The 14,388-nt window shown below is 39.1% G+C and carries 17 protein-coding genes; 11 read left to right on the top strand and 6 right to left on the bottom strand.

Annotated elements, in window-relative coordinates; genetic code table 11:
* Positions 1 to 6: 6 nt before the first annotated feature.
* Positions 7 to 1,353: an NAD(P)/FAD-dependent oxidoreductase gene (locus SJY45_RS10980; protein ID WP_400070679.1), complete on the bottom strand. Its 1,347-nt coding sequence runs from the start codon at positions 1,351 to 1,353 to the stop codon at positions 7 to 9.
* 238 nt (positions 1,354 to 1,591) lie between these two features.
* Between SJY45_RS10980 and SJY45_RS10975 the strand changes: the two genes are divergently transcribed.
* From SJY45_RS10975 to SJY45_RS10950, 6 genes are all read left to right on the top strand, one after another.
* The gene (locus tag SJY45_RS10975; protein ID WP_400070677.1) at positions 1,592 to 2,311 is read left to right on the top strand and encodes a DUF547 domain-containing protein; all 720 of its coding nucleotides are present in this window, start codon (positions 1,592 to 1,594) and stop codon (positions 2,309 to 2,311) included.
* A gap of 30 nt (positions 2,312 to 2,341) precedes the next feature.
* Entirely contained in the window at positions 2,342 to 3,232 is an 891-nt protein-coding gene (locus SJY45_RS10970) for a hypothetical protein (RefSeq protein WP_400070675.1), read from the top strand.
* A gap of 45 nt (positions 3,233 to 3,277) precedes the next feature.
* Entirely contained in the window at positions 3,278 to 4,279 is a 1,002-nt protein-coding gene (locus SJY45_RS10965) for a glycoside hydrolase family 113 (protein ID WP_400070673.1), read from the top strand.
* Position 4,280: 1 nt separating this feature from the next.
* Positions 4,281 to 4,670, top strand: coding sequence for a hypothetical protein (locus tag SJY45_RS10960; RefSeq protein ID WP_400070671.1), 390 nt, complete (start codon positions 4,281 to 4,283; stop codon positions 4,668 to 4,670).
* Positions 4,639 to 5,001 carry a hypothetical protein gene (locus tag SJY45_RS10955; RefSeq protein ID WP_400070669.1) on the top strand — a complete coding sequence of 121 codons (363 nt, stop codon included), beginning with the start codon at positions 4,639 to 4,641 and terminating at the stop codon, positions 4,999 to 5,001. The genes SJY45_RS10960 and SJY45_RS10955 overlap by 32 nt, the downstream gene beginning before the upstream one ends.
* 77 nt (positions 5,002 to 5,078) lie before the next feature.
* A complete protein-coding gene (locus SJY45_RS10950; RefSeq protein WP_400070667.1) occupies positions 5,079 to 6,350 on the top strand; it encodes a POTRA domain-containing protein in 1,272 nt (423 codons plus the stop codon).
* Here SJY45_RS10950 and def read toward each other — a convergent pair whose 3' ends face one another.
* Genes def through SJY45_RS10935 form a run of 3 tightly spaced genes read right to left on the bottom strand, consistent with a single transcriptional unit; the run spans position 6,351 to position 8,348 of the window.
* Positions 6,351 to 6,881 (bottom strand): peptide deformylase, encoded by a 531-nt coding sequence (gene def / locus SJY45_RS10945; protein WP_400070665.1) that lies wholly within the window; start codon positions 6,879 to 6,881, stop codon positions 6,351 to 6,353.
* A 10-nt stretch (positions 6,882 to 6,891) separates the two neighbouring features.
* The gene (locus SJY45_RS10940) at positions 6,892 to 7,692 is read right to left on the bottom strand and encodes a DUF6503 family protein (protein ID WP_400070663.1); all 801 of its coding nucleotides are present in this window, start codon (positions 7,690 to 7,692) and stop codon (positions 6,892 to 6,894) included.
* Between the two features lie 8 nt (positions 7,693 to 7,700).
* Positions 7,701 to 8,348: a VOC family protein gene (locus SJY45_RS10935; protein WP_400070661.1), complete on the bottom strand. Its 648-nt coding sequence runs from the start codon at positions 8,346 to 8,348 to the stop codon at positions 7,701 to 7,703.
* A gap of 136 nt (positions 8,349 to 8,484) precedes the next feature.
* Here SJY45_RS10935 and SJY45_RS10930 point away from each other — a divergent pair, with 136 nt between their 5' ends.
* The 5 genes from SJY45_RS10930 (at position 8,485) to SJY45_RS10910 (ending at position 12,876) form a co-directional block, all read left to right on the top strand.
* A complete protein-coding gene (locus tag SJY45_RS10930) occupies positions 8,485 to 9,231 on the top strand; it encodes an SDR family NAD(P)-dependent oxidoreductase (protein ID WP_400070659.1) in 747 nt (248 codons plus the stop codon).
* A 94-nt stretch (positions 9,232 to 9,325) separates the two neighbouring features.
* Positions 9,326 to 9,628: a carboxymuconolactone decarboxylase family protein gene (locus SJY45_RS10925; protein WP_400070658.1), complete on the top strand. Its 303-nt coding sequence runs from the start codon at positions 9,326 to 9,328 to the stop codon at positions 9,626 to 9,628.
* Between the two features lie 2 nt (positions 9,629 to 9,630).
* Positions 9,631 to 10,674: a flavin monoamine oxidase family protein gene (locus SJY45_RS10920; RefSeq protein WP_400070656.1), complete on the top strand. Its 1,044-nt coding sequence runs from the start codon at positions 9,631 to 9,633 to the stop codon at positions 10,672 to 10,674.
* 60 nt (positions 10,675 to 10,734) lie between these two features.
* Complete coding sequence (locus tag SJY45_RS10915; protein WP_400070654.1) at positions 10,735 to 11,616, top strand: helix-turn-helix domain-containing protein; 882 nt, start codon at positions 10,735 to 10,737, stop codon at positions 11,614 to 11,616.
* A gap of 189 nt (positions 11,617 to 11,805) precedes the next feature.
* A complete protein-coding gene (locus SJY45_RS10910) occupies positions 11,806 to 12,876 on the top strand; it encodes an N-acetylmuramoyl-L-alanine amidase (RefSeq protein WP_215913816.1) in 1,071 nt (356 codons plus the stop codon).
* Here SJY45_RS10910 and SJY45_RS10905 read toward each other — a convergent pair.
* Positions 12,873 to 13,577, bottom strand: a complete 705-nt coding sequence (locus SJY45_RS10905) for a TIGR04283 family arsenosugar biosynthesis glycosyltransferase (protein ID WP_289037123.1) — start codon at positions 13,575 to 13,577, stop codon at positions 12,873 to 12,875. The genes SJY45_RS10910 and SJY45_RS10905 overlap by 4 nt on opposite strands.
* Entirely contained in the window at positions 13,564 to 14,334 is a 771-nt protein-coding gene (locus tag SJY45_RS10900) for a DUF547 domain-containing protein (RefSeq protein ID WP_400070651.1), read from the bottom strand. The genes SJY45_RS10905 and SJY45_RS10900 overlap by 14 nt, the downstream gene beginning before the upstream one ends.
* Between the last annotated feature and the right edge of the window lie 54 nt (positions 14,335 to 14,388).

Here is a 14,388-nt window from a genome sequence, read left to right as displayed (position 1 = left end):
ATTTGGTTAAGCTTTACTAAAAATTCGTTTCCAACTTTTTTTCTTAACGGATAAGCTGGTGTGCATAACCGAGTTGTATTTTGAAATAATTTGTTCTTCGTAGTGCGAATAGAATTCTGGGTCAAAATTGGCATCCTTAAGGTATTGCATCACATAATCTACGTCCCGTTCCTCGGTTAGCCAGCGGTCAAATATCTCATGCCGCATACGAATGCCGAAGGTGTTGATGCCCAAAAACTTATTGGTGTCTTTGTGGTAGGCTACCGTAATGCAGATGTTTTCTTTTGCGTGGCGCCAATGAAAGTGGCTTTCATATTCTTTTTTGATTTTTTCACTAAAAACCCAACCGTAGGTTTGGTATTCTATGTCTAGGAATTTGGCGGAGTTGAACCAATGACCAGGATTATATGATCTTGGGTTGCCACAAATGGTCTGGGCTAAGGTTTCTCCCATCATACGGCCGGTATACCAAACCGCTTCTATAGGTCTCCTGTTGCCAATGCCTTCATGCTGCTCAGCGCAATCACCTATGGCATAAATGTCTTTTATATTGGTTTCCAGAAGACGGTTTACCTTGACGCCTCTACCAAGCTCAATGCCAGAATCCTTTAGGAAATCTATGTTAGGGGAAACACCAGCTGTTAAGCCTACCACATTACATTCTATAGTTTCGCCTTTGTCCGTAGTAATGGCTTTGGCCCTTCCATTTTCATCTGCTATAATTTCAACTAGATTGGTCTCCAGTTTTAAATCAATATGATGGTCTAGAATATGCTCGTTTATCATTTGAGATTCGCCGCTGGGTAAAACCCCGTTCCAGAAACTGTTTTCGCGTACTAGAAAGGTAACCGGAATTTTACGTGAACGGAGCATTTCCGCAAGTTCTATTCCAATGAGGCCACCACCCACGATAACCGCACGATTGCAGACTTTGTTGTTTGGGGCGTTAGCTTCGATCATGTCCAGATCTTGTTTTGAGTATAAGCCCTGAACCCCATCTAAATCTTGACCCGGCCAACCAAATTTGTTAGGTTTTGAGCCGGTGGCGATAATCAACTTATCATAAGTTAGTTCCTTGCCTTCAGCTAATACCAATGTTTTCCTTTCATGGTCTACGTTGGTAACAAAACCTTTTACCAATTCTATTCGGTTTTTCTTCCAGAACCAATTTTCGTAAGGTTGCGTATGTTCAAACTTCATGTGTCCCATGTATACATACATTAGGGCAGTACGAGAAAAGAAATAATCGGTCTCGGCCGATACGATGGTAATTTTTTTATTGGATAATTTTCTAATGTGCCTTGCAGCGGTTACACCTGAAATTCCGTTACCAATAATGACGATATGCTCCATAATTTAATTCGGTTGTTGCGGGTTCTGTCGTTTTTAAAGGTAACACCTTAATCGCCTTATCTAATTTAGAAACGTTTTAAATTTTTGAGGTGTTTGTAAGGTTTTGGGAGGTAAACCGAACTTGTAGGGCCTTGATTTTTAATTTTTTACAAAACTCTTAAAAAAATCATTTTTTTTGTATGGATGTTAAAATTGTCTCGACCTATGCGACAAGAATAACAACAAAAACTATCAAATTATGAAATATTCAATCTTGGCTTTGGTATTTTCTTTGGCCACAATATCAGCCATTTTCGGACAAAGTACTGATGAATTTTTTAGCAAGGCAGATGCCTTTTTCAAAACTAATGTTACGAACGGCCGAGTTCATTATAAAGCAATTAAGGAAAACCCCGCGGATTTAAACGAATTGCTTGAGGCCGCAAAAAAAATCACGGTCGCAGAGGCAAATGCTAAAGAGTATCAGGCGTTTTGGATCAATGGTTACAATTTATTGGTTATTAAAGGAATAGTTGATAACTATCCGTTAAAATCGCCCTTGGACGTTGGTGGTTTTTTTGATGGAAAAAAATATGAAATAGGAGGAAAGAAAACTACTCTTAACGATATTGAGAACAAATTGTTACGGGCAAAATTCCCTGCAGAACCACGTTTTCATTTTGTATTGGTATGTGGCGGTTTAGGATGTCCTCCTATAATTAGCAAAGCGTATAAGCCAAGTACTTTAGAGGCACAACTTGAAAAGCAGACCAAATTGGCATTGAACGATCCTAAGTTTATCCAATTAAATAAGAACAAAGTAAAAATTTCTCAGATTTTTGAATGGTATAAGGGAGACTTCACTCAAAATGGACAGAGCCTAGTAGACTTTATCAACAAGTATAAGTCTGAACAACTACCGGAAAAAACCAAGGTTTCATATTACCCATATGACTGGACCTTGAACGAAACAAAATAATAAGCAGCCTTAAATTTTAAACATAAACTTATGAAAACAATACAAAGAAATCTTTTTCTTTCAGGACTTCTTTTGGCTACTGCCATCGGATTTTCGCAAGAAGAAACAAGCGATCAGGAACAAACGGTTCAAAGTAATATTCAACAGTATACACCGTCCAAATTGATTGGTAAGGGGCAAATAGACTTAAAATGGTTCAATAACCTCTATACCCAAACCAAAAGTACATTTAGTGATGGCAAGGAACCTAGACAAACATTTTTTACTTCTACTCTAGAGGCGTATACCGGAGTTGGTGAAAACAAGCGTTGGAATGTGGGTGCTATTTTTGAATTCCGTTCCAACGTAATAGGAGATAGAGGCGCTCTGGATGTTTTTAAGTTTGATGGAGAGGATAACACAGCGCGTTCTGGTTTAACTTCAATAGCCCCATCGGTAAAATTCGTGCCTTTTAGGTCTGTTAGTAATTTTTCCATTCAGAGTTCTTTCTTTATTCCCCTGGTAGACAATGAAACCGAAAACGGTGTATTCTTGGATCAAAATGGATATATCTGGCAAAACCGATTTTTTTATGACTATACTTTTCCAGGAAATAAATGGCAGTTGTTTAGCGAATTGAATTCTGAACTGAGTTTTGGTGATAAGGAGGATAGCTTTGCCAACAATAGCTTGAACCTTACACCGGGCATATTTTTAAGTTATTTCCCTAGTTCTAAATTTACAGTTTTGGCGCTGGCGCAGCATTCGCAACGTTTGGATTTGGGTAACGATTTTGCTCAAGATTTTACCGCTTTAGGAGGTGGAGCCAAGTATCAGTTAACAAATGCGCTTAATCTAGAAGCCTTATATACAAACTTCGTAAGAGGGAGCAATACGGGGCTCGGGCAAACCTTTAATTTAGGTTTGAGGGCCATTTTCTAAGAGGTAATCATAAATACTGTATTTTAGGGGTCTTAATAACGATACATGCGTAGATTAGGACTCCTTTTTTTATGTCTGCTTCAGTTCTCTTGCTCTAGTCAAGTCAAGAAAAAGATTAACGGGGTTAGCTTTGTGGCTTCTAGAAACCAAGTTCTGCAAGAACATATAGATGATGTAAAGGAGGTTTATGCCAACCATGCAGCTATTATGCCTTTTGGCTTTATTAGAGATGTGGCCTCTCCAGAAATTGTCTTCAATACGGAACGCCAGTGGTTTGGAGAAACCAACAAGGGAGCAAAGCAATATATAGACATGCTTCATAAAAATGGCATCAAGACCATGGTTAAACCGCAGATATGGATTTGGCGTGGCGAATTTACGGGCACCTTACACATGAATTCCGAAGAAGATTGGAAAAAGCTAGAGGTGGCTTATGATAAATTTATCTTGGCCAATGCTAAAATGGCCCAAGAAACCCAATCTGAAATCTTTTGTATTGGTACCGAGCTTGAAAAATTCGTAACCAATAGACCGGAATATTGGCATGAACTAATTGGTAGGATCAGGGCTGTTTATGATGGTAAACTCACTTATGCGGCCAACTGGGACGAATATTCCAGAGTTCCTTTTTGGAAAGATTTGGATTATATAGGAATTGATGCGTATTTTCCGCTGTCGGAAGAAAAAACACCGTCCGTAGAGGCGTTGCGAGAAGGGTGGAAAAGGTGGAAAACTGATATTGCAACACTTTCTGAGAAAGTGGATTGTCCTGTTTTGTTTACGGAATTTGGGTATAGAAGTATGGATTACACCGCCCATAAACCGTGGTTGGTAGATAAAAATGAAGATGACGTAAACTTAGTGGCCCAAGTAAATGCTAAAAAAGCCATCTTTGAGGAATTTTGGAACGAAGAATGGTTTGCCGGAGGATATGTTTGGAAGTGGTTTATAGACCACAAGAAATCCGGAGGGGAGAAAGACAATAGATTTACACCGCAGAATAAACCGGCACAAGAAATAATTAAAGAGGTATATAAAAAATATTGATATGCGTTCAGTCATTTTTTTTATTCTAGTGATGGTAGCCGTAGGTTGCTCATCCGATTTAGAAAATCAAGATGTAACATTGCAGGATGCCCTAAACAACAAGACACCAGTTGTTGATAACGTTATTGCCTGCGCCGCCAGTAATGAAAATGATGATTTGGTAAGTGTATTCTTTTATCCACGGGTAGGGGTTACTAACATTAGATACTACGAAACGGAAGATACTTCTATCTCAAAAACCGATTATGACCAATATTACCGATTGGAAATCCCTGCGTTTGATGTCTTTAACGGCTATTTAAAAAAGTTTGAAGTTGCGGTTGCAGAAGAACGATGGGTGATTGTCAGCTTTGAAGAAGATGGTAAAATACATTCTGTCCAACCCCATTAGGTTAAAACAACTTTCCAAGCCAACAGAGTATATTTCTAAAAATATAAAGGTAGGTTCTCTGGAAACCGGAAAACGTTTGTTTACTTGGGAGGATGGGAAGTATACGGACTCCAAAATTTATTTTCAAGTGGTATCCGATGATGCCGGCAATTTGCTGTCCGGTACGTATACCTTCGAAAACAATTTTCAATACTATGACCTGGACAATGTAGTTTTGAATATTACAAATGATACCCCACCGGCCTTGAAAGCAGAAGCTGATTATACTTTTACTTTAATGGCAGTGAGTGAAGATAACTGGGTGAACCTTTTTTCGGAAATAGAGTTTTGATCTACGGCTATTGCCCATGATTTGGGATGTAGCTAAGAAAGGATATAATTGCGTTAGCAGTCTGATTATATAAAAGAATGACTATAAGAATACTTCTGTTCTTTATAATTGTATTAAATGGATGGTTCTCTCTGGCGCAAGAAGGAACAGTGGTAAGTGTTCAGGTTGAAGGGGCTAAACGAACAAAAACATCATACTTAAAAAGTTTGGTTACCCTAAAGTCCGGTATGGAGTTGGATTCTCTTCTTTTGGACGAGGACATTTCCAGACTAAGACGGCTTCCGTTAATATCCCATGCTTATTATAATGTTTCTCCGTCAAGTGAAGGCAATACAGAATATAAAGTGGTTTACAATGTAGAGGAGAATTTTACGTTAATTCCTTTTGCCAACCTTTTTTCATCCTCCAATGATGCTTTTGCCTTTAGGGTAGGTCTGCAGGAATTCAACTTTTTGGGAAGGGGAATAACCCTTGGGGGCTTTTATCAATACGATGTTTTTAATTCGTATGGAGTGGCCGTTCGGGCTCCACATCTGTTCAGTAGAACTACTGGTTTATCTTTAAGTTATAATGATTTTACAACTCAGGAACCCGTTTTTTTTGATGGAACAACCGCAGATTATAGGTATAACAATCGCGGTTTTGAGGTAATGGGCTTACACGAATTCAATTTTAAAAATCGAATAGAATTTGGGGGAAGTCTTTTTACGGAAGATTACAAGTACCTGTCTGGGGCAACCAGCAATAGCGTACCCAGGGCTTTAAGGGTAGATAAACATCTTTTTAAACTCATTTACAATTACGAAAACATAAAGTACTATTTCTATTTTTTAGATGGATTTAGAAGCACCTTGAATTTTCAATATGTAGGGAGTGAAGATTCCAGTTTGCCCGAGTTTTTAATTGGGTTTAACGATTTTGTTTACTTTAAACGTGTTGGTGAAAAGGGCAATTGGGCCAACCGGCTCCGTTTAGGATTGGCAAGTAATGTTAATACGCCTTTTGCGCCCTTTACGGTAGACAATAATTTAAACATACGGGGTGTTGGTAATACCATAGACCGGGGAACCGGTGCTATTGTTTTTAATACGGAATACCGTCATACCCTCATAGAAGAAAATTGGTTTGTGCTACAGAGCAATGTTTTTGTTGATGGTGGGTCGTGGCGTAATCCAGGGGGTAGTTTTAGTGATTTTTCCCATAAGCGTAACATCCGTATTTATCCAGGAGTGGGCCTTAGGTTTATGCATAAGCGCATCTTCAATGCCATTTTTAGAATTGACTATGGGTATGGTATTACCAAGGATGCTTCTAGAGGACTTGTTTTTGGGATTGGCCAATACTTCTGATCAAACATTCCAATACTTGTCGTACTCTTCTTGAAAGGTTAAAGTTTTCATGTTGGGCATACGGTCAATTAATAAGATGCCGTTAAGGTGGTCCAATTCATGTTGGGCTACTATGGCGGAGAAATCATCAAGAATCCTTTCAAACTTCTCACCGTTGGAATCGTATCCGCTCAATTTTACTTTCTTGTAGCGCTTTAATCTGCCACGTATTCCGGGTATGGACAAGCATCCTTCCCATCCTTCTACTTCTTCCGAAGAAAGAGGTTCGATTTCCGGGTTTATTACTGTGGTAAGTGAAAAAGAACCTTTGTCCGGGTAACGATCGTTCTTCTTCATTTCCATAGCAAAGACCCTTTTGAGAACTCCAACCTGGATTGCGGCAATACCGGCGCCACTTTCCGCACGCATGGTTTCCACTAGGTCCGCTAAAAATTTTTGAAAATCGGGAGAGGTTATTTCTTTTGGCTCCACCGCTTGGGACATCTTTCTAAGTAAAGGGTTGCCCATTTTTATAACTTCAAGAACAGCCATGTTTTCTGTTTTATTGGGCTAAATTTACAACGTTCTCCGTTTCTATTTTTGAAAGTTCTTCTAATTTTCCTTTCTCATATAAAACAGGCAATTCGGTTAATGGGGTGCCAACAGCTGCCTTGTAGTTGATGTAGTCTTGAAATATGATACCATCTACTGTTCTACGATTGTAGGCGCTTCTAAACCTAACACCACCACCGTTCGTTGCATATTTGTAGGCTAGGTAATCTACTGTTTTTGAATTTTTGTTGATCCAATACATAAAGACATCCTCATAATCAGTACCACCTCCCTTTTGGTCAAAAGTTACCTGAACGGCTTTGTAATCCTCGCCGTTAATTTTTATCTCCTCCTTGTAGGTTTTATTTACCGCCTTGTCATTTAATTTATGGGGAAGGGTGGCAAAATAAATCACTGAATTTAAAGCTTCTTTATACTTGTTATTGTCCTTTGGGGAAAGTGACACCGGCTGGCCGTTTACGCTACGCACTAATTTCCCGTTTTCAAGAAAGTCTATGGTGTCTCCTACTGATGCGGTATAGGTGTATTTGTTGCCATCATTCTTAAAAGTGTATTCTTTGTTCCGAAAGGTAAAGCCATAATGAGCTATGTTGTAGGCATTGCCCCCATGGGCAATTATTGCTTCTAGCACTAAAATCTTGGCCTCGTCAGGTTCTTCCCTTTGGGTAGAGGGGTCAGTGGAGTAACTGGTTTTTACAACAGATTCTTCTTTTTTTTCTTTTTCCTTGGACTTGCACGAAAAGAATCCCATTAAAACTGATGCAACAATAAGATAAGAGGTGATTTTCATATGCATTTTTAAATTTCTACTATTCCCTTTGGGCTTTGTATAATGGCTTTTAAACTCATGTTTTCATTGGGCTCGATCCGTAAATTTACATTTAAGGTTTTGAGCGTATTGCTGAGTAGGTCGGGGTTTGGATGTGTACCATACAGTTCAATTAATTTACACCCCATATTGGGCAAAGCATCATGGGGGTGTGTTTCCGTTTGACTCCAATCTACCATAAACGGAATTAATTCAATTTCTGGTGTAGCAAGGGGTAAAATTAGTTGCCATTTTAATGACGTCCCGTTTGCTGTATTCCTACTTCCGGCTTTTATATGACCCATTTTGCTATGGTAATCTTTTAATGAACTGGCGTCTTTTTCAAGCTGATCGGATTTAATGGCCCAACGGGTAATTTGGTCCTTTGTAAGCATATCTACGCCCATCCATCTTGGAGGAGGTATACTTTTGTTGTTATCATCTGCAGCCAATAGTTCTAAATACGTACCATTGTCTAGATTGATCAAGGCATTTTTAGTGCCTTGGGTACTATGGTATCCTCCAAAAACAGCGGTAATACCTAGCTTATTTTTCAAGGTGGTGATTGCCGAATCCAAATCTTGTACAGTGTAGACAATATGGTCCAGTGCCCTAGGTTTGTAAGTGTTTCCGCTCATATGTATAAAGGTATTTTAAATAGGGAAAGTTAGGGCATATGTTTCCGAAAATTACCATGGATTCTCCGGAATATGCCGTTCTTGGCCAGAGAACCTAAATACCTTTGTTCCAAAGAAAAATCTAAAAATAGATACTATGAAAAGAGCATTAATAATTGGAGGTAGTAGCGGAATTGGGAAAGCAACGGCACAAAAGCTGTTAAGTGATGACGTAGAGGTACACGTTGTTGGAACAAACCCGGAAAAACTAGCGGCTTTTAAAGAGGAAGCTACGGGAGATTTAACGACCCATAAGGTAGATATTACCAATGCAACCGAATTGGACAGTTTGAATGCGGAAATCAGCGGTTGGGATAATTTAGATTACCTAGTGAACGCTTCGGGTATTTTTGGGCCAAAACCATTTTTAGATCATACTGTGGCAGACTACGATTCATATATGGATTTGAACAGAGGGTTCTATTTTATTACACAGAATGTAGCTAGAAAGATGGCAGCCACAGGTGGTGGGTCTATTGTAAATGTAGGCTCTATGTGGGCTAAGCAGGCAGTGAAAGCTACGCCTTCAACGGCATATTCTATGCAGAAAGCAGGACTACATTCCTTAACGCAACATTTAGCCATGGAGTTGGCAGATTCTAAGATCCGAGTGAATGCCGTTTCTCCGGCAGTGGTTCAAACTCCTGTTTATGACAGTGTTTTTGGAGGGCAGGAAGAAGCGCACGAAGCTTTGCAAGGTTTCCACGGTTTTCATCCAATTGGGCGATACGGAAAACCGGAAGATGTAGCCAATACCATCTCTTTTTTACTATCTGATAAGGCTTCGTGGGTAACGGGTGCTATTTGGGACACGGATGGTGGTGTAATGTCTGGAAGGAATTAATATTAGTCATTGCTTGGGAATTGGAGCAGTTTGTTTTTCCGAATAAAAACATTGAAATTGTTCCAATTTATAACATTTTAAAATATATAAAGTTATGTACGACATGAAGAATCTAGAGAAGTTAAAAGCTCTAGGGGAAGGATCGGAAAAGGCAATGAAAGCATTTTGGGCTTTTGATCAAGCGGCTCTGGCAGAAGGTGCTATACCAAAAAAGTATAAGGAATTAATGGCAATTGCTGTAGCTTTGACAACGCAATGTCCATATTGTCTTGAAATACACAAAGATGCGGCAATAGCGGCAGGTGCTGCGGAAGAAGAGTTGGCAGAAGTTACTATGGTTTCCGCGGCATTAAGAGCGGGAGCTGCAGTGGTGCACGGAACACATTTAATGAAGTAAGTTTGAAAGAGAATTTTTCTAAATATATAATAATAGGGGCAGGGCTCTCAGGTCTAACATCGGCTTATAAATTATTCGGCAAGGGGGTAAGTGATTTTAGAGTGTTAGAATCACGAGATTGTATTGGGGGCCGGATTTTAACCCAAAACGGGATTGATTTTGGCGCTACTTGGTTCCAGACACATCATGAAGCGGTAATTGAGCTTTTAAATGAGCTGGGTATAGAAAAGTACCATCAATATAATAAAGGGAAGAGCGTATTGGTCTATAGTACCATGGCACCCGAACATTATTTTGAGAATGACCCGAACACCCCAGCAGCCTATCGTATTAAGGGAAATTCGCAAGCTTTGATTCAGGCATTAGCTAAACCTGTGTTAGACAAAATACAGACCAATACTAATGTTTTAAGCATTTCAGAAACAGAAGACGGAGTACGGGTAGAAACCAACAAAGGAGTATTTTATGGAGAGAAGGTTATTGTTACCATTCCGCCTAAAATAGCTACCCGTATTTCCTTTTCTCCTGAATTACCTGTTGAGGTTGGAGCTGTAATGGATAAGACCCATACCTGGATGAGCAATGCCATAAAAGTGGGGTTGACATTTAAAGAGCCATTTTGGCGAAACAAGAATTTTTCAGGGATGGTTATTGGTCAAGTGGGTGCCGTTACGGAATTGTACGATCACAATGATGCGGAGAATTCACATTTTGCCCTAATGGGCTTTGTAAATGAAGGGCTAAGAGATACTTCCGAAGAAAATAGAAAACAACGGATTCTAGACTACTTATCTAAATACTTAGGGGCCGAAGTTTTGAATTACCTTACTTATGAAGAAAAAGATTGGTCTAAAGATAGACATACTTCTTGCGAGACTATAAAGTCTATTTATATGAGTCCGTCTTACGGGAACCCAGTTTTTGCCAAAGGCTATTTGAACGGAAAACTTTGGTTTTCAGGTGCGGAGACTTCCCTTGTTCACGGTGGGTATATGGACGGTGCCATTATTAGTGGAATTAACGCGGTACAAAAAATTATGGGGTAGTCGTTAGTGTTCTGTTTCTTTTGCGACCAAGGATTCGTAAACCAGTACCAACCCCAATCAATGCAACGTTCGAAAACAAAAATTGAACAGTACCATCTGCATAAAATGCATCCGCGTAAGCTTCAATTTGAGTTGTACGATTTAAATGCGTATAGGAAAAGAAGTGGCGATTTGGCCGCTATACCCCATTCACATAGCTATTATCAGATTATCTGGTTTTTTAATGAAGGAGGCACGCATGTGGTAGATTTTAAGCGGTATGCCATTAAAAAGAATACCCTGCTCTTTGTTACTAAGGACCAAGTTCATGCATTTGATGAAAATGAAGAAGTTCAAGGTTGGCTTATTCATTTTAATGAAAGTTTTTTTAAGCATACAGATGTAGATATGTTTCTTAAATTCAACATATTCCATATGTTGGAGAAGCCTTGTTATACTATTGAGGGCGATACCGTAACCCTGGCTTCAACCTATATTTCTCTCATTAAAACTGAATTGCAGGAGCGAAATCGTTTTGGTTACGAAGACAGTATCCGTTTTTTGCTGAAGGCTTTTTTGATACAGCTAGAACGTTTTCACCAAGAGGACGCTCAAAATCCCATACAGCTTAATAGTCTTTATGAACGACAGTTTTTCGATTTTAAGGAATTGGTGGAGGCTAATTTTAAAGAGGGACTTTCAGTGGTTGAATATGCCCGTATTTTAAATATTTCGTCCAAAACATTAGCTACTTTAACAAATGCGGTAGTAGGGAGGTCGCCATCTCAAGTCATTGCCGAAAGAACTATATTGGAGGCCAAAAGACTGGTGCGGTTTACTGCATTGCAGATTAATGAAATAGCGTTTCGTTTGGGGTTTGAGGATGCTTCTTATTTTGTAAAGTATTTCAAAAGGCACATAGGTCAGTCCCCTAAAAGTTATCGTCAAAGTCAACTTACCTAAAAAGAGAAGAAAAGGTGTACTGTTGAAGAAATGGTTAACTAAATTCTTTAAAGCCTTCTTGTTTTATCCCTTGGTTCTTTAATTTTGTACCGCATTCCAATAATTTTAGGCATTGTTTTTGATTTTTAGAGAAAGAACCACTTTCTTGGTGAAATAGATACATGTTGGTTTTTTGATACAGTTTATTTAATGGTTTATAGTTTTTCTTCTCGCTTAAAAGTAGCGGTATTTCTGGTTGCCGCAGGTTTTACAATGTCGTCTTTCGCTCAGGATACGATACAGACGGTTGTTGCCGAAAAAGGCGATGGTATACTTTCCTTATTAAGAAAACAAGGGGTAAACCCATACGATCATTATGATGATTTTATCTCAATGAATATTGAAAACCTTAGGGACAGTGTTCATTTGTATGCGGGTAGAACTTACAAAATACCTTCTGCGGACTTGGATACGGTTGATGTTGTAGATTCCATTCAAAGAAAGACCAAGGAAATTAAAAAAATAGAAGGTAAAAATTACGCCATCTTTGGTAAAGACCATGAAACGGTACTGCCTAAGACCGAGAAGTTGAAGGGAGCAGTCTATTATTTGGTTTCTGGCCATGGTGGGCCGGACCCTGGAGCAATGGCAACTTATGGTGGTAAATCTATTGCTGAAGATGAGTATGCGTATGACATAACATTGCGTTTGGCCAAAGAACTATTGTCCCATGGGGCTACGGTCTATATTATTATTAGGGATGAAAACGACGGGATCAGGGATGAACGTGTTCTGGAAATAGATCATGATGAAGTGGCCTACCCTAACAAAACCATTCCTTTGAACCAGGTGGCCCGTTTAAAACAACGGGTAAATATCGTAAACGATCTATACAGACAAAATAGGGGTAAATACCAACGCCTTATAGTTACTCATATAGACAGCCGTAGCGTAGGGCAGAATATAGACGTGTTTTTCTACCATCATGAAAAGAGCAAGAACGGTAAGAAATTGGCAGAAAGTATCCATAAGACTTTTCAGAAAAAATATAAAAAATATCAGCCTAACCGCACTTATTCGGGAACTTTTCAAGACCGGACTTCTTTGTATTTAGTAAAGAAGACACACCCGGCAATGACTTTTATAGAGGTGGGGAACATTAGAAACAAGAAAGATCAGAGGCGTATATTGGATCCTGAGAACCGTCAGGCTTTGGCCAAATGGATAAGTGAAGGAATTCTTCTGGATCATGAGTTAGGGGAAATAGGTCCTATCCGCTAAATCGAAATTTTTCTTTTGTAATAGTCGTACAGTTGCTCTGGTCCGGCACCCAAGTAGTTTTTTAAATGCATCATTCCAAAATGATACTGTAGCCTGAGCATGCCTCTTTCTTCGTATCTTCTTGCTGACGTCTTTACGTGGCGAGGCAAAACTTTAAAGAATGCACTTTTGTATAAGCGGCCTATAAATTCATTGTCCTCATAGACTACATACGCCTCATTAAACCCACCCGAATTGGTGAAAAGGGATTTTGTAATGAATAAAGATTGGTCTCCCCCTCTACATAATTTATGGTTAACACGGGTAAACCAGGCAAAGAAGTTCAAAAATTTACTGTCACTGTCAAACTTCATTTGAAAACAACCCGTTTTGTAACCGTCCGCTATGGCATTTAGTATTGAAACATCAAAATCCTTTGGAGGGAACGTATCGGCGTGTAAAAAGTAAAGTATGTCTCCATAAGCGTGTTTGGCACCATAATTTAATTGTTTGGCCCTTCCTTTTGCGGAGGTTATAACTCTAGCGCCATTACGCTCTGCGAGGGTAACGGTAGGGTCCGTGCTTCCCCCGTCTACTATCAATATTTCTTTGATGTTGTTAGGGGAGCTATTTTCGGTTAGGTGATTGAGCATTTGGACAATGCCATTAGCTTCGTTCAATACCGGAATAATAATGCTTATTTGAAGTCTATTTTTTTTCATTTAAACTCCAATCGTAGGTAAGGTATTTTATGTTGGCTTTTTGGTCTATGTCTGTATAACTATAGTTTTTGATATAGTCGATAAGGTTCCCGTTTTCGGTAAAATCTTTTTTGTACCACTTAAAGATGTTGGAAAGCTGTAGCTTTTCTTTTGAGATGATATTTCTTGTAGGGTCGTTTACAAAGTCTTTTGACGCCTGCTGAAGTTGGTTCTCAAGTTTTTGGGCTGTATAGGCCTCGTTAAGCAATTTTGGACATGAGAAAGAAGCGCAGTTAATGGCAAAGTGAATTCTGGGCTCATCCATTTTACGAAGTATTTTATGCTCAATATCGCCAAGAGAATAACTTTCATCACCAATTTTCACCCATTCTTTTCCCCACGGGTCTTTTATGTCTTTTATGCTTTTGGTAGGGTAGTTGTTCAGAATTAACTGTACCGTAGCGGCATTATAAAGGTTGATGTAATAAGCCAGCCCCTCTTCTTTGGTCCAATTTTCGGAAGGCACCGAATGCGCCAAATAATCTAGATAAGCGGTTAATGTGGCTTGGTCTGCCTTAAAAGCTTTATAGTCTACATTTCCCGTAAGATCTACATGTTTCTTTAAAAGGGTGTTCCAAGTGGAGTGGTCTAAAGTTTTGCTCTGCTCGTTACCGGAAAAATGGTGTTGAGGCATTTCTCTCCCTCCAAAAAAAGAAAAAAGTCCGGCAAAGGAGAAAATTGATAACACTGCCATTTTAGCCATTAGTTTAAATTGCATGCTTCTAAGGTTTCTCAATAAGTAGCTCCTAGATGCAAAAACTTACATATAGGA

This window comes from Zobellia russellii (assembly GCF_044597075.1).
Lineage (GTDB): Bacteria > Bacteroidota > Bacteroidia > Flavobacteriales > Flavobacteriaceae > Zobellia > Zobellia russellii.
Note: the sequence above shows the minus strand (reverse complement) of the source record. Positions and strands in the feature narration are given on the sequence as shown.